A 20571-nucleotide genomic window follows, 5' to 3' on the forward strand; every position below is an offset into this window, starting at 1 on the left:
AGAAGTGAGCGCGGCCGCGGCATTGCGCAGTCGTTCCACTCTCCCGGGTGTTCCCCGGGGCGACTGCTGACCCTCCACGTGGACCTCCGGCAGCGGAATACGGGATGCGCCACCCACCCTGTGATGTTTTCTGGTGATACGCCCTGTTCCAGTGCCCCACTCGGGTGACCGACCCGACACGGGCCCGAACCCCCGCCGGCGGAAGGCGACACTCCGATGGCTCACAGAAAGTCACAAGTGGTCAGCGGTCGGCAGACCCCGCTCCCGATCCGCGCAGAAACGATCGACCACTCCCTCAGGAGGCCCTGTCACATGATGGTCACGCTGGAACGGCCGGCTCCGCTGGCTCTATGATCGGCACACTTTCCCCGAGTTCTTGCTGGATTTCTTCGTCGAATGCCTCGGCGGGCCATCCCCCGACCACATTTGTACGACCCTGTACGACACAACTGCACTGCGGGAGTGAGCGGTGAGCGGAACCTCCGAAGGACAAGGGCCCGCGGGCGTCGCAGTCCCCGGAAGCATCCGACCCACGGTCACTGAGCGTCACACCTTCGGCCGGAAGTACTCCGAACTGCGCGACTACCGTGCCGCCTTCAACGCGGCCCAGCTGGCCATGGCCGTCGTCGACCCCGAGGGCGTGGTGGTCAGCGCCAACGAAGCGCTCGCCGCGCTGCTCGGCACCCGCCCCGTCGAGCTGCGCGACCGGCACGCGGCCGACCTCATCGACCTCGCCTCCGACGCCCGCACCTGGCACGCCTACCGCGAGGCCCTGCGCGGCCGCCGCTCGCGCTTCCGCTGCACCCGCCGGCTCAAGCACCCGGACGGGCGCGTCCTGTGGGCCGAGGTCACCGTCGCACCGGTGCCCGACAGCAGCACCGTGCTGCTGTCGGTCGCGGACATCAGCGACCGCCGCGAACTGCGGGCCCGGCTGCGGCACCTCCAGATGCACGACCCGGTGACCCGGCTGCCCAACCGGACGCTGTTCTTCGAGCGGCTGACCGCCGCGCTCGAATCGTCCCCGTACGACCACGGCTCCACCGGCCGGATCGGCCTGTGCTACCTGGACCTCGACGGGTTCAAGGCCGTCAACGACACCCTCGGGCACCGCGTCGGCGACCGGCTGCTGGCCGCCGTCGCCACCCGGCTGACCGAGTGCGCGAGCGGCGGGCACCTGGTCGCCCGGCTCGGCGGCGACGAGTTCGCCATCCTCGTCGAGGACTCCACCGGCACCGAGCAGGTCGCCGACCTCGCCAGGTCGGTACTGGCCGCGCTCCAGGAGCCGTTCGACCTCGCCGGGCAGCGCCTCTCGGTGTCCGCGTCGATCGGCGTGGTCGAGCGCGCGGTGACCGGTACCAGCGCCACGGGGCTGATGCAGGCCGCGGACACGACGCTGGACTGGGCGAAGGAGGACGGCAAGTCCCGCTGGACCCTCTTCGACCCCGAGCGCAACGCGCACCGGATGACCCGCCAGGTGCTCTCCTCGATGCTGCGTCCCGCCGTGGAGCGTGGGGAGTTCACGCTCGAGTACCAGCCGCTGGTCGGCATGGCGGACGGGGTGACCCGGGGCGTGGAGGCGCTGGTGCGCTGGAACCACCCCCGGTTCGGCACGCTCACGCCGAATCGGTTCGTCGCCATCGCCGAGGAGGACGGCTCGATCGTGCAGCTCGGGCGGTGGGTGCTGCGTACGGCGTGCCGGCAGGCGAGGCAGTGGCAGCTCGACCACCCCGGTGTACCGCCGCTCTTCGTCAGCGTCAACGTCGCCGTACGCCAGGTCTGGGACTCCGACCTGGTCGCGGACGTCGCGGAGATCCTGGCCGAGACTGGACTGGCGCCGCACCTGCTCCAACTGGAGCTGACCGAGTCGGCGGTGATGGGCTCCGCCGGACGCCCCCTGCAGGTGCTGCAGGCGCTCCGCGACATGGGCGTCCACATCGCGATCGACGACTTCGGTACGGGCTACTCGAACCTGGCGTATCTCAGCCGGCTGCCGGTGTCCGTACTGAAGCTCGACGGAACGTTCGTCCGCGGCTTCCAGGACGAGACCCCGGCCAACCCGGCCGACGAGACCATCGTCCAGGCCCTGGTGGAACTGGCCCACCGGCTGGGCCTCACGGTCACCGCGGAATGCGTGGAGACCTCCGGCCAGGCGACCCGCCTGCGCCGTATCGGCTGCGACACGGGCCAGGGCTGGCTGTACTCCCGGGCGGTGGCGCCGGAACGGATCGCCGAGATGCTGGGCGCGGGGGCGGCGACGTCGGCTGCGGGTACGTGTTCCCCTACCCTCCCCCTGCGGCCTGGGGGAGGGTAGGGGATACGCCCGCCGCAGGCGCCACGCCCCCGCAGCGGGCCGGCTCAGCCCGGCAACCCGTACGCGTCCGCGATCAGCTCAAAGCTCCGCACCCGCGTCACCCCACCATGCGCGTTCGCCGTGAGCATCAGCTCATCCGCACCCGTCCGCTTCTGGAGGTCGTCCAGGCCCGCCCGGACCGCCCCCGGTGTGCCGTGGACGATGTTCGCCAGCCAGCTGTCGACGAACTCACGTTCCATCGGGCTGAAGTGATACGCCTCCGCCTCCTCCGGCGTCGGGACGAGCCCGGGCCGGCCGGTGCGGAGCCGGAGCATGGACAGGGCGCCGGTGAGGACCTGGCGGCGGGCCTCGTGCTCCTCGTCCGCGGCGAGCGCCGCGACGCCGATCAGGGCGTACGGGGCGTCGAGCACGGCGGACGGCCGGAAGGACTCCCGGTAGAGGTCGAGCGCCGGGATCGTGTTCTTCGCCGAGAAGTGGTGCGCGAAGGCGAACGGCAGACCGAGCACCCCCGCGAGCCGCGCGCTGAAGCCGGAGGAGCCGAGCAGCCAGATGGGCGGGCGGGCCGGGGACTGGACGCCGCCGGCCGCGGTGGCCTGGACAGGGCCGGGGACGGCGTGGATCCGGGCGTACGGGTGCCCGTCGGGGAAGTCGTCGTCGAGGAAGCGGGTCAGTTCGGCGAGCTGCTCCGGGAAGTCGTCGGCGCCCTCGTTCAGCCGGTCGGTGCGCCGCAGTGCCGCCGCCGTCGCGCCGTCGGTGCCGGGCGCCCGGCCGAGGCCGAGGTCAATGCGCCCGGGGGCGAGCGCCTCCAGCGTGCCGAACTGCTCGGCGATGACGAGCGGCGCGTGGTTGGGCAGCATGACGCCGCCCGAGCCGAGGCGGATGCGCTCGGTGTGGGCTGCGAGGTGGGCGAGGATCACGGCCGGGGACGAGGAGGCGACGCCGGGCATGGAGTGGTGCTCGGCGACCCAGTGCCGGTGGTAGCCGCGGCGTTCGGCGAGGCGGGCGATGTCGACGCTGGTGCGCAGCGCATCGGTGGCGGTGCGTCCGCTGCCGACGGTGACGAGGTCGAGCACGGAAAGGGGTACGGGGGCGGTCCCGGCCACCGCGCCCCGGATCTCGTGCGCCGCGTCCTGTGCGTCTGCGTTGTCCTCTGCGCCTGCGTTCACCGCTGGGCCCTCCTGCGTCCGTCGTACCTGGCAGGCGGTTAACAGGAGGGACTCTCCGGTTATTCCCGGGGCCCCGGGCCGAGGGGCCCTACTCCAGAGGCTCGGGGCGGGCGAAGAGCCGGCCCAGCCTGTCCCCCCAGGCACGGCGGTCCGCGAGCCGCAGACCCTCCCACACGGTCACCTGGTTGGCGGTGACGACCGGCTTGCCGAGCATGGACTCCAGATCGGCCAGATGCGCCGCGGTGTGCAGCGCGGTGTCCGGCATCAGCACCACGTCGGCGTTGGGATGGTCGGCGGAGCGCGCCAGTTCGAGGACCTCGTCGCGGCCCCAGGTGCCGACCTCCTCGGCCGTCAGGATGCCGGCGTCCCGGCCGGCGACGACCACCGCGCCGGACTTCTCGAGGAAGGCGGCGAAGTGCTCGGTGACGTCCGCGGGATAGGTCGCGGCGATCGCGACCTTCGGCGTGCCGAGGTGCCGTACGGCGTGCACGAAGCCGAAGGAGGTGCTGGACGCCGGCATCCCCGCCACCCGGGCGAGTTCGCGGACCTGCTCATGGGCGCCTTCCCAGCCGAAGACGAAGCTTCCACTGGTGCACGCCCACACGACCGACTCGGCCCCCTCCAGGCGCAGCGCCTCGACACCCGCGGCCAGCCGCTCCGGCGAGCCGATCTTCAGCAGCGCGTCGACGCGGTGCGCGTCCTCGCCGATGTCGGTGTGCACGAGGGGCAGCCTGATGTCGCCGTCGAGCAGCACCTCGAGCCGTGGGTAGTCGTCCTCCGCGGAATGTCCCGGGTAGAGAAGTCCGACCGTCGTCATGTCCAGCCTTCCTGTTCTTCGGGGAACGTCTCCGGACCCGCCTCGGCCGCGGAGGCCGTCGCCGGCGGCACTTCCGGCAGCGTCCCCGCGAGCGCCTCCGGCTCCATCAGGAGTGCCTGGTAAGGGCCGACGGCCTTGGCGCCTATGGCGCGCAGCGCCGCCCACATCGTCACCTGGTTGGCGGACAGCACCGGCATCCTCAGCTCCGCCTCGAGCTGCGGGATCGCGTCGTACGTCGGCAGGTTGGTGCAGCTGATGAACAGCGCGTCGGCCGCGCCGATCACCGCCTCGCGCGCCATGTCGACCACCGCCCGGTAAGGGACTTTCCAGATGTGCCGGGTCAGTCCCAGAAAGGCGCGGCCCGTCACCGTCACTCCAGCTTCTCCCAGATACTCCTCCAATGAGCGGGTGACCGACTCCGTATAGGGCGTGAGCAGGGCGATGCGCGTGGCGCCCAGCTCCGTGAGCGCCTGGAGCAGCGCTCCCGAGGTGGTGAGGGAGGGCACCTCGCCCGCGGTGTTCATCACCTCGCACATGGCGCGTTCCCCGGCGATGCCCCCCACGAAACTGCCCGAGGTGCAGGCGTAGGCGACAACCTCGGGCTCGGACGCTCCCAGGGCTCGTACGGCCTCGCGCAGCGTCTCGTGCTCGCTCACCAGACGGGCCAGGTCGAGGGAGACCCCGACCGGCACGAAGGGGGTGCGGGTGAGCCGCAGCGAGACGTCGTCGGGCACCCAGCGCCACAGCTCACGGTCCAGAGCGAAATCGAACGGGGCCACCACGCCGACACCATGCTGCGGCTGTGGTCCACCGATGAAGGAGACGTCCATCGCAGGCCCCCTTGGTGTCTTGTTGACGACGGTAGGTTGGGGTGCGAGCGTGGTCAATCCGTATATGTCAGACGTCAGGAAGCGATTTCCGACCGATGTCCGAACCGACACTTCTCGTACTGACCGCGGACCCTCCTCCGCGGCTCGGCCGGCTGACCGGACAGGTCCGTGTGACATACGCGGACGAGGCCACGCTCGCCGACCAACTTCCCTCCGCGGACGCCCTGTTGGTATGGGACTTCACGTCTGAAGCGGTCCGTCGCGCCTGGCCGGGCGAGGGTCCGCGGCCGCGCTGGGTGCACACCCCGAGCGCCGGGGTGGACCGGTTGCTCTGTCCGGAACTGGCTGAATCCGACACCGTCGTGACCAACGCCCGCGGCATCTTCGAGGCGCCGATCGCCGAATACGTGGCGGCGCTCGTCCTGGCCATGGCCAAGGATCTGCCCGGCACCCTCGAACTCCAGCGGCAGCGGCGCTGGCACCACCGGGAAGGACTGGCGGTCGCCGGGACGCGGGCCGTGGTCGTCGGCGCGGGGCCCATCGGCCGCACGGTGGCCCGCACGCTCCGGGCGGTCGGTGTCCGGACCGCGGTCGTCGGACGGACCCCGCGCGACGGCATCCACGGCACGCGCGACCTCGATCCGCTGCTGGCGCGCGCCGACTGGGTGGTGTGCGCGGCTCCGCTGACCGACGACACACGGGGCATGTTCGACGCCCGGCGCTTCGACCTGATGCAGCCCTCCGCGCACTTCGTCAACGTCGGCCGCGGCCCCCTCGTCGTCGAGAAGGACCTGGCCGCCGCGCTCGAGAAGCGGTGGATCGCCGGCGCGGCGCTCGACGTGTTCGAGCACGAGCCGCTCGCCGCCGACAGCCCGCTGTGGGACGTGCCGGGGCTGATCGTCTCGCCGCACATGAGCGGCGACACCGTCGGCTGGCGTGACCGGCTCGGCGAGCAGTTCGTCGAGATGTACGAACTGTGGTCCTCCGGAAAGCCCCTGCCGAACGTGGTGGACAAGAAACGTGGGTACGTCCCCATGCATGACGACTCGCCTGACTGACCTCACCGCACGTCAACTGCTGGCCGGCTACGAGAAGGGCGACTTCTCCCCCGTCGACGCGACCCGCGCGGCGCTGGAACGGATCGAGGCCGTCGAACCTCGGGTCAACGCGTTCGTCCGGGTCGACGCGGAGGCGGCCCTGGCCCAGGCGGAGGCGTCGGCGCGGCGCTGGCGGACGGGTGAGCCGGAGGGCCTGCTCGACGGGGTGCCCGTCACGGTCAAGGACCTCCTCCTCCAGCGGGGCGGCCCCACGCTGCGGGGCTCCCGGACGATCCGCGAGGACGGCCCCTGGGAGGAGGACGCCCCGTCGGTGGCCCGGCTGCGGGAGCACAACGCGGTGTTCCTTGGCAAGACGACGACGCCCGAGTTCGGCTGGAAGGGTGTCACCGACTCGCCCCGGCACGGCGTGACGCGCAACCCCCACGACCCGTCGCGCACGGCGGGCGGCTCCAGCGGCGGGAGTGCGGTGGCCGTCGCCCTCGGCGCGGGCGCGCTGTCGCTGGGGACGGACGGCGGCGGCTCGGTGCGCATCCCCGCGTCCTTCTGCGGGATCTTCGGCATGAAGCCGACGTACGGGCGGGTGCCGATGTATCCGTCGAGCCCGTTCGGGACGCTGGCCCACGTCGGGCCGATGACGCGGGACGCTGCGGACGCGGCGCTGATGCTCGACGTGATCAGCGGCGACGACTGGCGGGACTGGTCGCACCTGGGCCCCGCGCAGGGCGTCCGGGCGGGGCTGGCCGAAGGGGTGAAGGGCCTTCGGATCGCGTACTCGCCCACGCTCGGCGGCCAGGTCGCGGTCCAGCCGGCGGTCGCCACGGCGGTCCGGCGGGCGGTGACCGCGCTGGCGGAGGCCGGTGCGTACATCGAGGAGACCGACCCCGACTTCACCGACCCGGTCGAGGCCTTCCACACCCTGTGGTTCAGCGGCGCGGCCCGGGTGGTGGAGCACCTCCCCGCGGACCAGCGCGAGCTGCTCGACCCCGGGCTGCGGGAGATCGTCGAGGCGGGCGCGCGGTACAGCGCGCTGGACTATCTGGCGGCGGTCGACACCCGGATGGCGCTGGGCCGGCGCATGGGCCGCTTCCACACGTCGTACGACCTGCTGGTCACGCCGACGCTGCCGATCACCGCGTTCGAGGCGGGCGCCGAGGTCCCGGCGGGCTCGCCGCACCACCGCTGGACGGGCTGGACCCCGTTCAGCTACCCCTTCAACCTGACGCAGCAGCCGGCGGCGACGGTGCCGTGCGGGTTGGACGGGGACGGCCTGCCGGTCGGCGTCCAGCTGGTGGGCGCGCGGCACGCGGACGGGCTGGTGCTGCGGGCCGCGGAGGCGCTGTACGCGGCGGGCGTCCCGGCGTAGGGGCCCGCGCGGAGCCGTTCCCCCCACCCCCTCCCTTTCCCGCTGTACCGGTATGCGGCTCCGCCGTGTGACAGGCACCGCCCTGTCCCGACCACCGTGCTCCGCGCGGCGTTTCGGGGGGCTCCGCCCCTGCACCCCCGCGCCTCGATCGCCGACGGGGCCGGCCCCGTGCCGTCCCCGTCGGGCTCCGCCCAGAGGACCCCCGCGCCTCGAACTCCCCTACGCCCTGCGGAACGACAGCGTCTCCCCCGCCGCCCCCGTGCGCCACAAGTCCTGGCAGGCGTCGGCCATCGCGTCCAGGCCCTCGACCACCTCGCCCCAGACGATGCCCGGGACCCAGCCGGTGTCGCCGTTCAGGAGCAGGTTGTTGCGTTCGTAGAAGAGCGCGAGGTCGACGACGGTGGTGCGGCCACGGTGCGCGGCGGCGGACTCGTAGCCGTAGGAGTCCGTGCCCAACTGCACGTCCGTGAAGGTGAAATAGCACAGATCGCCGGGGATCGGCGTCACCGTCGGATTCTCCAGCGGAGGCTCCTCCTCGGCGAAGGCCGGCAGAAGCGCATAAATCTCATTTCGGGCATACTTCGCGTGATACGCATCTCCGGCGAGAGGCAGTGCATGCCAGACAGCGGCGCAGGTCAGTGGGGCTTTGTCGACGAGCAGGCGGGCGGTGCACTCCACGCCGCGCTTGCTCAAGGCAACGGTCAGGTATCGGTCGGCCATCTGCTACGCATACCCCACGAACGCCCGGGTAGCCGCGCGCCCATGGCTCGTACAAGAGAACCAGGATCGATGAGCAGACGCGCCCTGCTGCTCGGCACGGCGGCCGCAGGCGCGCTGACCGTCGCCGGTGCCGCGGGGTGCAGTCGTGTGCCGTCGGGCGATGCGCTGGCCCGGCTCAAGTCCCAGGGCACCGTGCGCCTGGGCATCGCGGGCGAGGTGCCGTACGGCTATGTGGATGAGCAGGGCGAGTTCACGGGCGAGGCCCCTGAGCTGGCCAAGGTCATCTTCAAGCGGCTCGGGATCGACAGCGTCCAGCCCGTCGCGACCGACTTCGCCTCCCTCATTCCGGGACTGAACTCGCAGCAGTTCGACGTGGTCTCGGCCGGGATGTACATCAACAAGGAACGGTGCCAACAGGTCATCTTCTCGGACCCCGAGTACCAGATGCTCGACGCCTTCATCGTGCGCAAGGGGAACCCGCTGAACCTGCGCAGCTACGAGGACGTCGTCGAGAAGAACGCGAGATTCTCCACCGGAACGGGCTACGCCGAGATCGGCTACGCGGTTGCCGCCGGGATACCGGAGGAGAAGATCGTGATCCTGCGGGACCAGGTGGCCGGGCTGAACGCCGTCGAGTCCGGGCGCGTCGACGTCTTCGCCGGCACCGCGCTGACCACCCGCGAAGTGGTGAGGAAGAGCACGAGGGCCGAGTCGACCGAGCCGTTCGCCGCGGTGGTCGACGGCGAGAAGCAGGTCGACGGCGGCGGCTTCGCCTTCCGCCCGACCGACACGGAACTGCGCGACGCGTTCAACGTCGAGATCCACAAGATGAAGAAGAGCGGTGAGCTCTTCCGCATCCTGAAGCCGTTCGGCTTCACGAAGGACGAGATGACCACCCTTACTGCCGAGGAGCTGTGCCGATGACAGCCGGACTCTGGCAGAACTGGGTGCTGCCCGGTATCTGGATCACCATTCAACTGCTGGTCTACAGCGCCGTCCTCGCGGCCGTCGTCGCCTTCACGGTCGGCATCGCACGCACCCACCACTCGCGGGTCGTCCGGTTCCTGGCCGGCTTCTACACCGAGATCTTCCGCGGCACCTCCGCTCTGGTGCTGATGTTCTGGCTGTTCTTCGTGCTGCCGCTGCTTCTGAGCTGGCAGCTGGTTCCCATGTACGCGGCCGTTCTCGCGCTCGGCCTCTCCTACGGCGCGTACGGCGCCGAGATCGTGCGCGGCGCGCTGAACTCGGTGTCCCCCGCGCAGCGCGAGGCGGGCATCGCTCTCAGCTTCTCCCCGGCTCAGCGGATGCGGCTGATCCTGCTGCCGCAGGCCGTGCCGGAGATGATGCCGTCCTTCTGCAACCTGCTGATCGAGCTGCTGAAGGGCACCGCCCTGGTGTCGCTGCTCGGTGTGGGTGACGTCTCCTTCGCCGCGAACCTCGTGCGGCTGGCGACGCAGGAGAGCGCCCAGATCTACACGATCAGCCTGGTGATCTACTTCATCATCGCCTTGCTGCTGACGCGCTCGATGAAGGCGCTGGAGCGGAAGACGAAACTGAACATCGGCTCTGAACCGGGGCCCGGCTTCTTCGGCGGGATCCTCAACGGGCGCGCCCAGGACAAGGTCGCCGGCACCACCATGCCGGGAGGTGCGTCCTGATGAAGACCTGGGACTGGTCCGCAGTGGCGGACTTCATGCCGGACTTCTGGGCCGGCCTCCTGGTCACGCTCCAGGTGCTGGTGCTCGGCTCGCTTCTCTCCTTCACCCTGGGCCTGGTGTGGGCGCTCCTTTTCCGCGCGCCCACCCGGTTCGTACGGTGGCCGGTGAACCTCTTCACCGAGTTCATCCGCACCACCCCGCTGCTGGTGCAGCTGTTCTTCTTCTTCTTCGTGCTGCCCGAGGCGGGCATCCAGTTCTCCGCGCTGACCACGGGCACGCTCGCCATCGGGCTCCACTACTCGACGTACACCGCTCAGGTCTACCGGGCCGGCATCGAAGCCGTGCCGAAGGGCCAGTGGGAGGCGGCGACGGCACTGAGCCTGCCCACCCACCGCACCTGGATCGCGGTGATCCTGCCGCAGGCCTTCCGCCGGGTGATGCCGGCTCTCGGCAACTACGTCATCGCGATGCTGAAGGACACGCCGATCCTGCTCGCCATCGGCGTGCTGGAGATGCTCAACGAAGCACGCCAGTTCGGCGCGCAGACCTTCCAGTACACCGAGCCGCTGACCGTGGTCGGTGTCGCCTTCATCCTCATCGCCTACCCGGCTTCCCTTCTCGTACGAGCCCTGGAGCGCCGTCTTGTCCGCTGACACCACTCCCGATGCACTGATCCGGTTCGACAACGTCACCAAGAGATTCGGCGACAACACGGTCCTGGACGATTTGTGCTTCTCGGTCCGCCCGGGCAAGCACGTCACTCTGATCGGCCCGTCCGGCTCCGGAAAGACGACGATCCTGCGGTTGCTGATGACCCTGGAACGCCCTGAAGAGGGCACGATCACGGTGAACGGGAAGAAGCTCTTCCCGGCCGACGAGAAGGAGCGCCGTGAGGCGCGCAAGCAGATCGGCATGGTCTTCCAGCAGTTCAATCTGTTCCCGAACATGACCGTGCTGCGCAATCTCACAGAGGCGCCGGTGCGGGTCCTCGGAATGTCCAAGGACGAGGCGGAGGCGCGCGCCAAGGATCTCCTGGAGATGGTCGGGCTGGCCGATCGCGCGGGCGCCAAGCCGACGCAGCTCTCCGGCGGCCAGCAGCAGCGGGTGGCGATCGCCCGGGCGCTGGCCATGCGGCCGCAGGTGCTGCTGCTGGACGAGGTGACCTCGGCGCTCGACCCCGAGCTGGTCGCCGGGGTGCTGGACCTGCTGCGTGACATCGCGCGCACCACGGACATCACCATGCTCTGCGTGACCCATGAGATGAATTTCGCCCGGGACATCTCGGACGACGTGCTCATGTTCGACGCGGGGAAGGTCATCGAGTCCGGCCCGCCGGAGAAAATCTTCTCGGATCCGGAGCACGAGCGTACTCGCGAGTTCCTCGGCGCGGTGCTCTGACCTCTCACTCCGCCGGTCACGAATTCCCCTGGCATATGCCAATGAGAAGCGCCCCAGCTTATGCGGCTGGGGCGCTCATCATTTACACCGACAGCCGCCTCCGAAAGGGCGCTTGGCGGCTATCGTGGTAGGGAAGCCGGCGGTAACAACCTGCGAGGGGGGAAACCGTGGCGCTGAAGCCCGAGCCGACCGCGCCGTTCCACTCGGTGCACTACGTCCTGCGTGTCCTCGAGACGATCTCCAAGCACGGTGGCGGGGTCACCGACGCCCAGATCGCACGGGAGACCGGTCTGCCGACCGGCCATCTCGCCCCCATGCTGGCCATGCTCCGCCGCGAGGGATACGTGGAGCAGGTCGCCGACGGCGCCTATGTGATGGGTGACTCACTGGTCCTGCTCGGCTCGGGCGCCACCCGCAAGGAAGCGCTGTCCGCCAAGCTCCAGGAGATCCTCACCGAGCTGCGCGACTCGGTCGGAGCCGCCGTCTACATCAGCCGCTACATCGACGGCGAGGTCAAGATCACCCAGTTCGCCGACGGCCCGCGCACCCCGAAGGTCAACGAGTGGGTGGACTTCCGCTCCGCGGCCCACGCGAGCGCGGTCGGCAAGTGCCTGCTGACCCAGCTCGACGTGAACGGGCGCCGCGACCATCTCTCGCGCCACCGGATCGCCCGGCTGACGTCCCGCACGATCACCAGCGAGCGGCTGCTCTTCACCAAGCTGGACAGCCAGCCGCCGACGGTCCCCGTCCTCGATCTCCAGGAGTACGCGGTGGGCACGGTCTGCGCCGCCGTGCCGCTGACGGCCGGCTCCTCGGTGGGCTGCCTGGCGCTGTCACTCCCGATCGAGCACGCGCACCGGCTGCGCTCGGCCGCCGACGCCCTGAACCGCCGCGCCGCCCCGGTGGTGCTCTCGCTCGCGATCTAGGCCCTGCCGCCCCCGCCCCGCACCTGGTCCGAAGCACCCCCGTGGACCAGGTACTATTGATGCGTCGGCCGCCGAGCGGCGGACGAAAGAGGCGCCGCTAGCTCAGTTGGTTAGAGCAGCTGACTCTTAATCAGCGGGTCCGGGGTTCGAGTCCCTGGCGGCGCACACCTCACCTTGTGGGCTCTCCGGTCTTCCGGAGAGCCCACAAGGTTTTTCGCACGGGCGGACGCGACGGCCCCCAGGCGGAAGAGGGCCGCCGCGTCCATGACAGGCAGCTGTCAGAACTGAACGTCGGAGCAGGCGTAGAACGCGTTCGCCGTGTCGTGCACCGTCCACACCGCCAGGATCAGATGGCGGCCCGACCGCTGGGGAAGGTTGCCGGAGTGGGACAGGGTCGCCGGCGGCTGCTGGCCGCCGTACGGGATGGTGAGGAAGGGCTGCGACTCCAGGTCCGCCCTGGTCAGCGGGTTGCTGGGGTTCCAGCCCTGCTTGGTGATGAAGTACTTGAAGTCGGTGGTGCGGTGCCGGGCAGTGAACTGCCACCGGAAGGTGTAGTTCTGGCCCGAGCCGACCCGGGTCGCCGGCCACGCTCCACCGCGCGGGTTGTCGAGCTGCGCGAACTGGCCGTTGCCGCCGGCGCAGATCTGGCTGTCGGCGGGACCGGCCGCCGGGAAGCCCTTCGGGCCCTCGACGCTCTGGGGCTCCCACTGGATCTGGCCGCAGTTGCTCACCGTCTTGTTGGCGCAGAGCTTCTGGCGGCTGATCGGTGAGTCCGTGTAGCCGTGGCTGCTCGCACTGCCGGTGGCGACCAGAGTCGCCCCCGTCACGGCGAGGCCGACCACGACCGCGCCTATCTTCTTTCGCATGCTGGGCTCCTGGGAGAACGTGGGGGAGTTCAGAGGCACTTGCTGCACGCGTGCGGTACTGCCTGTTCCGGTCTAGACCAAGTTCCAATGTATTGACGCCGGTTGAGGTTGTCCAGACCAATCACGGAGCCTCGACGGCCCCCGCCCGACCCGTGTAGAAGGCAACGGTCAGGTCCTTGACCAACGCCTTGCGCTCGTAGTCCTCCAGCTCGACCAGGCCGCGCTCGGTCAGCCTGCCCACCGTCTCGTCGACCGCGTCCACCACCGACGTCAGCACGGTCTCCCGGTGCCTGGCGTCGATCGCCGCGACCCGGCGGCGCTGCATGGCGGCCGCCACCTCGGGCGCGTAGTCGATGACCACGGGCTGTGCGGAGAAGACCTCGATCCCGACGGCGGCGCACTCCGCCGCCAGCGTCCGGGTCAGCCGGTCCCCGACCGCCTCCGCGTCGCGCAGGGTCGCGGCCCCGGGGAGGAACGCGTCGGCGGGAAGCTGCGAGAGGACCCGCGCGGTGGCCGCCTCCACCTGTTCGCCCAGGTACGCCTCGTGGTCCGCGACGCCGAGCGCCGCGCGCACCGTGTCCTTGACCTGCCACACCACCAGCACCACCGCGCGCAGCGGCGTGCCCTCGGCGTCGACCACGGGCATCGGCCCGCTGCGCCAGTGCCGCACCCGTACGTCGATCCGCCGGCGCAGCACCAGCGGGCTCACCCACACCAGCCCCGTGCGCCGCACGCTGCCCCGGTAGTCGCCGCAGAGCGTGAGCACCCACGCCCGGCCGGCCAGGCCGCGGCCGAGCCCGCCGAGCGAGAACAGGGCGAGGACCACCCCGAGGGTGAGCAGGCACCACAGCCAGATCCCGATGCCCCGGTACGGCGGCGGGGTCAGCCCGAACATCTCCGCGAGCGTGCCCGGCACGGCGCCGGTCCCCCAGAGCACCGCACCGATCCCGGCGAGCGAGCAGCCGCCGGCGACGAGCGCGGTCCAGCCGGGCAGCACGGGCCCGGGACGCTCGGTCAGCTCGGGGTCGGGCGGCGCCGGACGGCTCCGGACTGCCGTCAGCCGGCCGCCGGACCGGTCGGGGTTCTGCGGAGCTCCTTCGCCGGGGTGCGGCTTCCCGGTGGTGGCGGACGGTTCGTCCTGCACCACCTTCGGCTGCTCCCCCGTGCCCTGCCGCCGGGCCACGACGGCGGGCCGCAGGTCACGGGGGCCCGTGTCCTCCCGGAACAGCAGATGGACCGGGATCTCGGTCGTCGTCTCGCTGGCGATGACGAAGTTGCGCCGCGGGCTCTCGGACGGCACCGTGCCCTCCGGCTCCGACGTCGTGGTGTTCATGCTGCCGCCTTAGCTGGTCGCTCTGTTCTGTCGTCGTGCGTGTTCGGGTCACCGGGCCGGGCCCGGAGTCCGCCGGGCCCAGCCCGGAGCCGGCCTAGGAGAAGAGGCGCCTCCAGGTCTCCGGACCCGGGTAGCCGTCGGCCGCCGCGCCCCGCCAGCCCTGGGCGCGCTGGAACGCCTGGACGCCCAGCCGGTCCGCCTCGCTCCAGCGCGGGCCCGGCCCCGCCGCGTAGTGCCTGCCGTAACCGCGCGCCACGAGCCGCTTGCCGAGCTGGGTGACGTACGTGTTCGACCGGCCGGGCCGGAAGTGGTCGCGGCCGGGGAAGGCGGGCACGCGGGTCTTGGAGGCCTTTGTGTCCGAGGGCTGTGCGGCGGGGATGTCCTTGCCCTGCTTGTTCACCAGCAGCCGCCAGGTGTGGGGGCCGGGCAGGCCGTCGGCCTCCTTGCCGCGCCAGCCCTGGGCGCGCTGGAAGGCCTCGGTGGCGCGGCGGTTGGCCTCCGTCCAGCGCGGGCCGGGGCCCTGCCGGTAGAAGCGTTTGCCGCCGCGCGCCACCAGCATCTCGCCGAGGCGGGTGACGGACGCGGTCTCCGCCCCCGGGCCGAAGGCGGCCGCGCCCGGGAAGGGCGCGGCCTCCCTCTCACCGCCGCCGGTGCCCTCGCCGGTGCTGCCCGTGATGCCCTTGTAGCGGTAGGCGACGTAGGAGGCGGAGTGGTTCCAGTAGGCCATGGGCGTGGCCTGTCTGCGGGTGTGCGGCTTGGTCTGCTCGTAGGCCGTGTAGTAGGTGTGCGTGTAGTCGGTCCAGCCGCCGAAGATGGTGACGTGCGAGCCGCCTCCCGGGTCGGCCGGGTTGTGGAAGAGCAGGATGTCGCCGGCCTGCAGGTCCTCGTGGGCGATCCGGTCGCCGAACTGGGCGAGGCTTCCGGTCCACTCGTTCTTCGGCAGGTTCCAGGCCATCGACACATAGCCGGAGCAGTCCTGGCGGTAACCGTCGGACCAGTACTTCGTCATGCTGTACGGCACCTTGGCGTCCACCCACACCTTGGCCCGGTTGATGATCTCGGCCCGGGTGGCGGCGCGCAGCGGCGTCTGCGCGACGGCGGGCCCGCCGCTGGGGCCGTGCAGCGGCGAGGTGCGGCCCTGCTCGGTGGGCGGCGGTCCCGGCTCCACGGCCGGGCCGCCGAGCCGGGTGGAGGGCGGGTCGGCGCCGACGGCCGCGGCATTCGTCGCCGTGGCGCCCAGCACCAGGCCCGCGGCGATGACCACGGCCAGTGCCCTGCGGCGGCTCTGGGCAGCAGGGTGCTCTCCGGCGCCCAGCGCGCGGCACCGGTGTGCGCAGCCTGCGCAGCGGCAGGCGGGGGCGGGCTCGAACTCCTCGAAGACCAGTAGGGCAGCCATGCGGGACTCCTCCGCACTCAGCAAGATCTTCTGACGATGTCTCACGGGCGTCAGTGTCACAGCGGTATGGACATAACGCATTTTGACGGATCAAAAGGTAAAAACGATGATCTGCCCGATCCTGGCGCGTCACCGGGAACGACGGAGTCCCGACTCGCGAGGGAGGCGGCGCGATGGCGCCGCGCACGGAGCACTCCCGGCCGTCGGGTAAAGTTCTCCGGGTCAGCAGGCGCCGCTAGCTCAGTTGGTTAGAGCAGCTGACTCTTAATCAGCGGGTCCGGGGTTCGAGTCCCTGGCGGCGCACGCGCAACCGAGGCCCCCTCGCCACAGGCGAGGGGGCCTCGGCCGTTCCCGCCACAACCACCTCTGCACACACGGTCGTCTGTACGATCATTTTCAGCCAGTAGCTACCGGCCAGAAACTGACGAAAGAAGCAGGCCACAATTCGCTCATACGGCTGATTAACAGGTCATGTCAACCTTGCGATCATGACTGGGCTCCGAGAGCCTATGCTGAAGCCGGTGGCCCAAGGGGACGCCTGTTTTGTGCAGTTGGCAGTACTTCGGGGGAGCCTGCCGACGGGGAACGCCAGGGGGCGGGGGCTCGGACACGAACCGAACACAGAGCGGGCATCGTGCAACCGAAAGGTGACCGTTTCATGTCTGTAGGGGCGGCGGCGAGCCGCCACTGACACGCCCGGGACAGCAGGTACAGGGGATCCTGCCGGCCCGGGTGACACGACCGACCACAGCACGCTCTGACCGGCGTGCGGGGGGATGATCAATGACGTCGACGCCGGACGGCGCCGGGCAGCCGGAAGACTCATCGCGGACCACCCAGCTACGGGTACCCGCGCATCTGCGCGCCGCCACCGCGAGGCTGCGCCCCAAAAAGGCGCTCCCGCGCTACGACTACGAGCACTACAGCCGGCTGGCGGGCCCCCTGACCCAGCCCGACCCGACCCGGCCGTACAAAGTCCGGTACCGCTCGCTGCTCTCGCAGGAGCCGCACCGCATCCGCGCGGCCCTGCTGCTGTGCGCCGCGCCGCTGCTCTCGCTGGGCCTGTTCGCATGGCTGATGCAGCCGCAGCACTGGACCGAGCGTGATCCGAACCTGCAGAACGACCTGCTGCTCGCCCTCGACATCGTCATGCTCGTCTCGATCGGCCTGATCGAGCTCTTCCGGACGATGAACGTGCTGTCCAACGCGCACGCGACGCTGGTCGCCCGCGACCCGGTGCCCGTGGTGCCGGAGACCGGCACCCGCGTCGCCTTCCTCACCTCCTTCGTGCCGGGCAAGGAGCCCCTGGAGATGGTGACGAAGACGCTCGAGGCGGCCGTGAAGATCCGTCACCGCGGGCTGATGCACGTCTGGCTGCTCGACGAGGGCGACGACCCCGCCGTCAAGGAGGTCTGCGCCCGCCTCGGCGTCCACCACTTCTCCCGCAAGGGCATAGCGAAGTGGAACCAGGCGAAGGGCGCCCACCGGGCGAAGACCAAGCACGGCAACTACAACGCCTGGCTCGACGCGCACGGCGGCGACTACGACTTCTTCGCCTCCGTCGACACCGACCACGTACCGCTCCCCAACTACCTGGAGCGGATGCTCGGCTACTTCCGCGACCCCGACGTCGGCTTCGTCATCGGCCCGCAGGTCTACGGCAACTACGACACCTTCGTCACCAAGGCCGCCGAGTCCCAGCAGTTCCTCTTCCACGCCCTGATCCAGCGCGCGGGCAACCGCTACGGCGCCCCGATGTTCGTCGGCACCTCCAACGCCGTACGGATCAGGGCCATCAAGCAGATCGGCGGCCTGTACGACTCGATCACCGAGGACATGGCCACCGGCTTCGAGATGCACCGGGCCACCAACCCCGCCACCGGCAACAAGTGGCGCTCGGTCTACACGCCCGACGTGCTGGCCGTCGGCGAGGGCCCGACCGCCTGGACCGACTTCTTCACCCAGCAGCTGCGCTGGTCGCGGGGCACGTACGAGACGATCCTCAAGCAGTACTGGCGGGGCTTCGGCACCCTGCCGCCCGGAAAGCTCTTCAACTACACGATGATGATCATCTTCTATCCGATGTCCGCCCTCAACTGGATCCTCGCCGCGCTGAGCTGCGCGCTGTTCCTGGGCATGGGCGCCTCGGGTGTGCAGATCGACCCGACGATCTGGATGATGCTCTACGGCAACGCCTCCGCCCTCCAGATCGGGCTCTACGTCTGGAACCGCCGGCACAACGTCTCGCCGCACGAGCCCGAGGGCTCCGGCGGCCTCGCGGGCATGGTGATGTCGGCGCTCTCCGCCCCTATCTACGCCCGCTCCCTGATGGACGCCGTGCTGCGGCGCAAGAGCTCGTTCGTGGTGACGCCCAAGGGCGACTCGTCCAGTCCGGACACCCTGTTCGGGACGTTTCGCATCCACCTGTTCTTCATCGCCGTCTTCGGCGGCTCGCTCGCCTCCTCGTTCTGGTTCGGGCACAACCACCCGGCGATGATCACCTGGGCCTCGCTCGCGCTGCTGATCACGGCCGCGCCCATCTTCGCCTGGCGGTACGGCATCGCCGCGCAGAAGAAGAAGGCCGGGCGCGGACCCGCGGGAGCCGGGCCGCCGGCCGGACCCGGTCCTGGCGTACCGACCGTGCCCCGGCAGAGCCCGCGACCCGCGGCAGGCGCACCGACCGGCGCCACGGAACAGACCATGCAGATCGCCCTTGGGGGACGTAAGAAATGAGCACGATGCCCGCGCGGCCGAACCACCGCAGGAACCGCGCACGCCGGATAGCCGTCGGCGCCGCGGTGATCGTGGTGATCGCCGGCTTCAACGGCCCCGCCATCTGGCGCTTCGGCTCGGAGCAGTACCACGAGTACAAGATCAACAAGCCGGAGTACAAGGCGGAGAACGGCCACTGGGACTTCCTCGACGTCCCCGCGGAATTCCGGATCAACACGATCCACGCGGCGCTGCTGCACACCGGCAAGGTGCTGCTGATCGCCGGGTCCGGCAACAACCAGAAGAACTTCGACGCGAAGAAGTTCGAGTCGGTGCTGTGGGATCCGAAGACCGGCACGTTCAAGAAGATACCCACGCCCAAGGACATGTTCTGCGCCGGCCACACCCAGCTGCCCGACGGCAAACTGCTGGTCGCGGGCGGCACCAAGCGGTACGAGAAGCTCGAGGGCGACGTCACTAAGGCCGGCGGCCTGATGATCGTCCACAACGAGGACCCGGACGAGCCCAAGACCCTCCCCGCGGGCACCAGGTTCACCGGCAAGAAGAACGGCAAGACGTTCGTCTCCAAGGACCCCGTCCTGGTGGAGAAGGCGAAGAAGGTCTTCGACCCGAAGACCGGGACCTTCCTGCGCACCGAGGCCGGCCTCGGCCGGATCTACGTCGAGGCCGAGGAGTCCGGCAAGCAGCACGAGACCGGCACCGAGGACAACTACCGGGTGGCGGGCCTGAAGGGCTCCGACGCCCGCAACATCTACGGCATCGCGCAGAAACTGGCGCTCGACAAGAAGGACTTCCAGGGCATCAAGGAGGCCTTCGAGTTCGACCCGGTCGCGGAGAAGTACATCCCCGTGGACCCGATGAACGAGGCCCGCTGGTACCCGACGCTGACCACCCTCGAGGACGGCAGGGTCCTCTCGCTCTCCGGCCTCGACGAGATCGGCCAGATCGTCCCCGGCAAGGACGAGATCTACGACCCGAAGACGAAGACCTGGGAGTACACCGGCGTCGTCAGGAAGTTCCCCACCTACCCGGCGATCTTCCTGATGGACAACGGCAAGCTCTTCTACTCCGGCTCCAACGCCGGCTACGGGCCCGCCGACGTCGGCCGCGACCCGGGCGTCTGGGACCTGGACACCAACAGGTTCACCAAGATCCCCGGCCTGTCCGACCCGGACCGGATGGAGACCTCGGCGACCGTCATGCTGCCGCCCGCCCAGGACCAGAAATTCATGGTCATCGGCGGCGGCGGGGTCGGCGAGTCGGAGAAGTCGAGCGAGAAGTCCCGGCTGGTCGACCTGAAGGCCGACGACCCGCGCTTCAAGGACGGCCCCGCGCTGGAGAAGGGCACCCGCTACCCGAGCGCCTCGCTGCTGCCCGACGACACGGTGCTCGTCACCGGCGGCTCCGAGGACTACCGCGGCCGCAGCGGCTCCAACGTGCTCGAGGCCCGCACCTACGACCCGAAGACCCAGACCTACAAGCGGGTGGCCGACCCGAACGTGGGGCGCAACTACCACTCGGGCTCGCTGCTGCTGCCCGACGGCCGGGTCATGATCTTCGGCTCGGACTCGCTCTTCTCCGACAAGGAGAACACCAGGCCCGGCGTCTTCGAGCAGCGCATCGAGATCTACACCCCGCCCTACCTCTACCGCGACGCCCGGCCGCAGGTGACCGGCGGCCCGAAGACCGTCGAGCGCGGCGAGAAGGGCGCCTTCAAGGTCAAGAGCGACAAGGCCCTGAAGTCGGCGAAGCTGATGCGGCCGAGCGCCGTCACCCATGTCACCGACGTCGACCAGCGCACGATCGCCCTGGAGATGAAGAAGACCGCGGACGGCGTGGAGATCACGGTGCCCGGCAACAGGGCGCTCGTTCCGTCGGGTTACTACATGTTCTTCGTGACGGACGAGGCCGGCACACCGTCCGAGGCGGTGTGGGTCGAGGTCCCGTAGGACCCGGCCACGGTGAGGACACGGGTGAGGGCCCGGCAGCTCGTCCC

17 protein-coding genes and 2 tRNA genes are annotated in these 20571 nt (G+C 70.2%); 12 read left to right on the forward strand and 7 right to left on the reverse strand.

What is annotated here, in order from left to right; genetic code table 11:
* Window positions 1-469 precede the first annotated feature (469 nt).
* Window positions 470-2311, forward strand: a complete 1842-nt coding sequence (locus tag ACWD01_RS01885) for a putative bifunctional diguanylate cyclase/phosphodiesterase (RefSeq protein WP_451157019.1) — start codon at window positions 470-472, stop codon at window positions 2309-2311.
* 44 nt (window positions 2312-2355) lie between these two features.
* On the opposite strand, the gene ACWD01_RS01890 is transcribed toward ACWD01_RS01885, so the two are convergent.
* From ACWD01_RS01890 to ACWD01_RS01900, 3 genes are all read right to left on the reverse strand, one after another.
* The gene (locus ACWD01_RS01890) at window positions 2356-3477 is read right to left on the reverse strand and encodes an LLM class flavin-dependent oxidoreductase (RefSeq protein ID WP_451157021.1); all 1122 of its coding nucleotides are present in this window, start codon (window positions 3475-3477) and stop codon (window positions 2356-2358) included.
* 88 nt (window positions 3478-3565) lie between these two features.
* Complete coding sequence (locus ACWD01_RS01895) at window positions 3566-4294, reverse strand: maleate cis-trans isomerase family protein (protein ID WP_451157023.1); 729 nt, start codon at window positions 4292-4294, stop codon at window positions 3566-3568.
* Window positions 4291-5124 (reverse strand): maleate cis-trans isomerase family protein, encoded by an 834-nt coding sequence (locus ACWD01_RS01900; protein WP_451157025.1) that lies wholly within the window; start codon window positions 5122-5124, stop codon window positions 4291-4293. The genes ACWD01_RS01895 and ACWD01_RS01900 overlap by 4 nt, the downstream gene beginning before the upstream one ends.
* A gap of 95 nt (window positions 5125-5219) precedes the next feature.
* Here ACWD01_RS01900 and ACWD01_RS01905 point away from each other — a divergent pair, with 95 nt between their 5' ends.
* The gene (locus ACWD01_RS01905) at window positions 5220-6182 is read left to right on the forward strand and encodes a D-2-hydroxyacid dehydrogenase (protein ID WP_451157027.1); all 963 of its coding nucleotides are present in this window, start codon (window positions 5220-5222) and stop codon (window positions 6180-6182) included.
* Window positions 6163-7545: an amidase gene (locus tag ACWD01_RS01910; RefSeq protein ID WP_451157029.1), complete on the forward strand. Its 1383-nt coding sequence runs from the start codon at window positions 6163-6165 to the stop codon at window positions 7543-7545. Before ACWD01_RS01905 ends, ACWD01_RS01910 begins: the two co-directional genes overlap by 20 nt.
* 219 nt (window positions 7546-7764) lie before the next feature.
* Here ACWD01_RS01910 and ACWD01_RS01915 read toward each other — a convergent pair whose 3' ends face one another.
* Window positions 7765-8265, reverse strand: a complete 501-nt coding sequence (locus ACWD01_RS01915; protein ID WP_451157031.1) for a DUF3830 family protein — start codon at window positions 8263-8265, stop codon at window positions 7765-7767.
* 69 nt (window positions 8266-8334) lie between these two features.
* Here ACWD01_RS01915 and ehuB point away from each other — a divergent pair, with 69 nt between their 5' ends.
* From ehuB to ACWD01_RS01945, 6 genes are all read left to right on the forward strand, one after another.
* On the forward strand, window positions 8335-9189 hold the full coding sequence (ehuB, locus tag ACWD01_RS01920) for an ectoine/hydroxyectoine ABC transporter substrate-binding protein EhuB (protein ID WP_451157033.1): 855 nt from the start codon (window positions 8335-8337) through the stop codon (window positions 9187-9189).
* Window positions 9186-9923 (forward strand): ectoine/hydroxyectoine ABC transporter permease subunit EhuC, encoded by a 738-nt coding sequence (gene ehuC / locus ACWD01_RS01925; RefSeq protein WP_451157035.1) that lies wholly within the window; start codon window positions 9186-9188, stop codon window positions 9921-9923. The genes ehuB and ehuC overlap by 4 nt, the downstream gene beginning before the upstream one ends.
* Window positions 9923-10576 (forward strand): ectoine/hydroxyectoine ABC transporter permease subunit EhuD, encoded by a 654-nt coding sequence (ehuD, locus tag ACWD01_RS01930; protein ID WP_451157037.1) that lies wholly within the window; start codon window positions 9923-9925, stop codon window positions 10574-10576. The genes ehuC and ehuD overlap by 1 nt, the downstream gene beginning before the upstream one ends.
* A complete protein-coding gene (ehuA, locus tag ACWD01_RS01935; protein ID WP_451157039.1) occupies window positions 10566-11321 on the forward strand; it encodes an ectoine/hydroxyectoine ABC transporter ATP-binding protein EhuA in 756 nt (251 codons plus the stop codon). Before ehuD ends, ehuA begins: the two co-directional genes overlap by 11 nt.
* Window positions 11322-11488: 167 nt before the next feature.
* Window positions 11489-12247 carry an IclR family transcriptional regulator gene (locus ACWD01_RS01940; protein ID WP_451157041.1) on the forward strand — a complete coding sequence of 253 codons (759 nt, stop codon included), beginning with the start codon at window positions 11489-11491 and terminating at the stop codon, window positions 12245-12247.
* A gap of 91 nt (window positions 12248-12338) precedes the next feature.
* Window positions 12339-12412, forward strand: a tRNA-Lys gene (locus ACWD01_RS01945).
* 113 nt (window positions 12413-12525) lie between these two features.
* On the opposite strand, the gene ACWD01_RS01950 is transcribed toward ACWD01_RS01945, so the two are convergent.
* The 3 genes from ACWD01_RS01950 to ACWD01_RS01960 all read right to left on the reverse strand — a co-directional run bounded on the left by ACWD01_RS01950 (window position 12526) and on the right by ACWD01_RS01960 (window position 15842).
* A complete protein-coding gene (locus ACWD01_RS01950) occupies window positions 12526-13113 on the reverse strand; it encodes a lytic polysaccharide monooxygenase auxiliary activity family 9 protein (RefSeq protein WP_451157043.1) in 588 nt (195 codons plus the stop codon).
* A 121-nt stretch (window positions 13114-13234) separates the two neighbouring features.
* Window positions 13235-14446, reverse strand: a complete 1212-nt coding sequence (locus ACWD01_RS01955; RefSeq protein WP_451157045.1) for an SPFH domain-containing protein — start codon at window positions 14444-14446, stop codon at window positions 13235-13237.
* A 94-nt stretch (window positions 14447-14540) separates the two neighbouring features.
* Window positions 14541-15842 (reverse strand): peptidoglycan-binding protein, encoded by a 1302-nt coding sequence (locus tag ACWD01_RS01960; protein ID WP_451157047.1) that lies wholly within the window; start codon window positions 15840-15842, stop codon window positions 14541-14543.
* Between the two features lie 229 nt (window positions 15843-16071).
* Here ACWD01_RS01960 and ACWD01_RS01965 point away from each other — a divergent pair.
* The 3 genes from ACWD01_RS01965 to ACWD01_RS01975 all read left to right on the forward strand — a co-directional run bounded on the left by ACWD01_RS01965 (window position 16072) and on the right by ACWD01_RS01975 (window position 20524).
* Window positions 16072-16145 (forward strand) — tRNA-Lys (locus tag ACWD01_RS01965).
* Between the two features lie 480 nt (window positions 16146-16625).
* Window positions 16626-18575 (forward strand): glycosyltransferase family 2 protein, encoded by a 1950-nt coding sequence (locus tag ACWD01_RS01970; RefSeq protein ID WP_451157049.1) that lies wholly within the window; start codon window positions 16626-16628, stop codon window positions 18573-18575.
* Window positions 18572-20524 carry a galactose oxidase-like domain-containing protein gene (locus tag ACWD01_RS01975; RefSeq protein WP_451157051.1) on the forward strand — a complete coding sequence of 651 codons (1953 nt, stop codon included), beginning with the start codon at window positions 18572-18574 and terminating at the stop codon, window positions 20522-20524. The genes ACWD01_RS01970 and ACWD01_RS01975 overlap by 4 nt, the downstream gene beginning before the upstream one ends.
* The last annotated feature ends 47 nt before the right edge of the window (window positions 20525-20571 follow it).

Source organism: Streptomyces sp. NPDC002835, assembly GCF_053591995.1.

Excerpts from the sequence above, each read along its gene's own strand:
- ACWD01_RS01905 (WP_451157027.1), top strand. The coding sequence starts at position 5,220 with ATGTCCGAACCGACACTTCTCGTACTGACCGCGGACCCTCCTCCGCGG.
- ACWD01_RS01960 (WP_451157047.1), bottom strand. The coding sequence starts at position 15,842 with ATGGCTGCCCTACTGGTCTTCGAGGAGTTCGAGCCCGCCCCCGCCTGC.
- ehuB (WP_451157033.1), top strand. The coding sequence starts at position 8,335 with ATGAGCAGACGCGCCCTGCTGCTCGGCACGGCGGCCGCAGGCGCGCTG.
- ACWD01_RS01910 (WP_451157029.1), top strand. The coding sequence starts at position 6,163 with ATGACGACTCGCCTGACTGACCTCACCGCACGTCAACTGCTGGCCGGC.
- ACWD01_RS01950 (WP_451157043.1), bottom strand. The coding sequence starts at position 13,113 with ATGCGAAAGAAGATAGGCGCGGTCGTGGTCGGCCTCGCCGTGACGGGG.
- ACWD01_RS01895 (WP_451157023.1), bottom strand. The coding sequence starts at position 4,294 with ATGACGACGGTCGGACTTCTCTACCCGGGACATTCCGCGGAGGACGAC.
- ACWD01_RS01975 (WP_451157051.1), top strand. The coding sequence starts at position 18,572 with ATGAGCACGATGCCCGCGCGGCCGAACCACCGCAGGAACCGCGCACGC.
- ACWD01_RS01900 (WP_451157025.1), bottom strand. The coding sequence starts at position 5,124 with ATGGACGTCTCCTTCATCGGTGGACCACAGCCGCAGCATGGTGTCGGC.
- ACWD01_RS01915 (WP_451157031.1), bottom strand. The coding sequence starts at position 8,265 with ATGGCCGACCGATACCTGACCGTTGCCTTGAGCAAGCGCGGCGTGGAG.
- ACWD01_RS01955 (WP_451157045.1), bottom strand. The coding sequence starts at position 14,446 with ATGAACACCACGACGTCGGAGCCGGAGGGCACGGTGCCGTCCGAGAGC.
- ehuC (WP_451157035.1), top strand. The coding sequence starts at position 9,186 with ATGACAGCCGGACTCTGGCAGAACTGGGTGCTGCCCGGTATCTGGATC.
- ehuD (WP_451157037.1), top strand. The coding sequence starts at position 9,923 with ATGAAGACCTGGGACTGGTCCGCAGTGGCGGACTTCATGCCGGACTTC.
- ACWD01_RS01970 (WP_451157049.1), top strand. The coding sequence starts at position 16,626 with ATGACGTCGACGCCGGACGGCGCCGGGCAGCCGGAAGACTCATCGCGG.